The 2,199-nt window shown below is 42.7% G+C and carries 2 protein-coding genes; both read right to left on the bottom strand.

Annotated elements, in window-relative coordinates; all coding sequences use genetic code 11:
- The coding region (locus HCJ54_RS15235; RefSeq protein WP_187138255.1) for a hypothetical protein at nt 1-1,175 on the bottom strand (1,175 nt) is incomplete at its 3' end.
- A gap of 76 nt (nt 1,176-1,251) precedes the next feature.
- Nucleotides 1,252-2,199: oligosaccharide flippase family protein (locus HCJ54_RS15240; RefSeq protein WP_187138256.1), on the bottom strand; the 948-nt coding region annotated here is incomplete at its 5' end.

A 2,199-nucleotide genomic window follows, 5' to 3' on the forward strand; every position in this document is an offset into this window, starting at 1 on the left:
ATGGGCATGGCGAGAAGTACGACACTGAGTAGGAAGTGATTATGTTTCGCGATGCTGTCGTAAATCCATAAGATGACGGCGAGGATGCCGGTGTAAATTCCGACGCCCCACAGTCCAAATGCGGAGAAGGCATCTGCCCAAAGGTTGGCATTAGCAGAAGCTTCTAAATTGTTGAAATACGCTTCACCGATCAAGAATGGTGGATTGACATCGTAAGGATAGTCGACGAAACTACTGAAAATGCTATAACCGAGATGCGTGTGCGGATTTGATGTAAAGAAATCGTAGTAGAAACTGGAGAGAATACCAGGCACCATCATGAGACGGCGGGTCATGATTTCTGTAAATTGAATGCCTCCGGTTGCGAAATCAAGGATGATACAGGCAAATACTAAGAAGCCGATACTGAACAGGAATCGAATGCCGAAGTTCTTGCCCTTTTTGCCGACACACCAGAGAATGCCTAGTATGAACAAGGTGGAGAAAGCGATACTTTTTTGGCCGGTTGTTGAGAAAATAATAAGCTGGCTTAAAACTCCAATCACGATAAATATCATTTTCTTATTCACAAGCCCAATTCCCATCAACAGCGGATTGAAAATTTTTGACTGCCAGTTCATCGCGTAAGCAGCGATGGAACCTTGTCCTTCTTCGTGGTAACCTTCTCGGATATCATATACGTCGTAAAGATTTACCATCCGGAAGTGAAATCCAAATTTGAGGAAGATGAGTCCGAACAATCCGAACCAGCTGATGTAGAGAATCATGCGAACAAGGCTTTGTTTGATACGTAAGGGGTATATTTTCAAATGTTTCCACTTACCAACACTTGCGAGAAGTGCCAAACAACCAAGTAAAGCTAATTTGTAAAAGAAAAAGCCATCTAATGGATTTTCTCGTACGAAGTCGGGCATCACCATGGTCGGGATATAAACCAAGATGTAGAGTAGCCAATAAACGACTTGGGATGGACGGTTCACAGTTGATTCAGACCAAATAATGGGAATGAGCGCTAAGATGATGGATACCATTTTTACTGATCCTGATGGTTGGAGGTTAATCAGTGAGTAGTAACTGTAGCTCGGCGATATAAGGTGAATATAACCAATATAGAGACAAGCGATGTAGAATAATACACCGATAACAAGGACTAACTTTTCTACTCTCAACTTCACTGATTGCGCTCCTTTCATGTTCTCTTTCCTTACTTCTATTTAACCACGAATAGCGGTTTTGTCGTATTTTGCTTTGTCATCCACGCGTGCCAAAAGCGAATTTTCGTAACGCACGATAGGATAAAAATAAGAAGATCCCGTAAAAAATACTGCCCAAAATCGCGTAACCTGTTAGGACTGTAAGGATATCCCAATGTTGCATATGGGCGATGAAGAATAGTGTCACAATACTAACTAAACGCGAGGCATCCCATAGAAATTGTGTTTTTTGGTGTCCTAGTAAATACAATGTTTGCGAAACAGGGACGGTCACCAACTGTAAATAAAAGACTGGTAACAGGCGCTGCACATATTCACCTGACACACGCCACGCTTCTCCAAATGTTAGCGCGAAAAGGCTTGGTGCAAACAAGGCTAAAATCGCGAAAATCGGTAATCCATACAAAATGGCTTTTCTGGTAACAGTTTTAAATAGGTGGAAAACGCGTGCAGATTCTGTGTGCATGACTTTTGCAGCCACGCTATAAAAAACTTGGCCGAGCACACTTGTTAACAGAACGATCGGCATCCCGATTACGCGTTGCCCCATTCCGAAAAAACCAGCGACTTCGTTTCCAAAATAGTAAGTGATTAATAATAGCGGGACTTGTAATGTCAACGCGTTGATGAATAATGACCCGGATGAAAATAGTGGATAGCGATAATATTTACGGACTAAAAAGCGGATATTGCGTTTGGTAAAAGCCACTTTCATGCGGGTTTTCCAAAAGCTGATACCTTGTATCGTGGCACTTCCGAATCGACCAAGAACATCACCGACAATAAGTCCAGAACTCGGCGCAGCGAGTTGAAAACTTGATGTTACCGCGCTTTGTACCAATTTCGAATGCGAGATCGTTGCAAATCGTTGCTCCCGCATCTGCCAAAATGTGAAGGTTTGGATCGCGCTTCCAAAGAAAATGCCTAGCGAAAGTAGTAGAATGGCGTGTGGGGATACACTAACATTCAATAGAGAGAAGGCTGA

Source organism: Listeria grandensis (assembly GCF_014322885.1).
Taxonomy (GTDB): domain Bacteria; phylum Bacillota; class Bacilli; order Lactobacillales; family Listeriaceae; genus Listeria_A; species Listeria_A grandensis.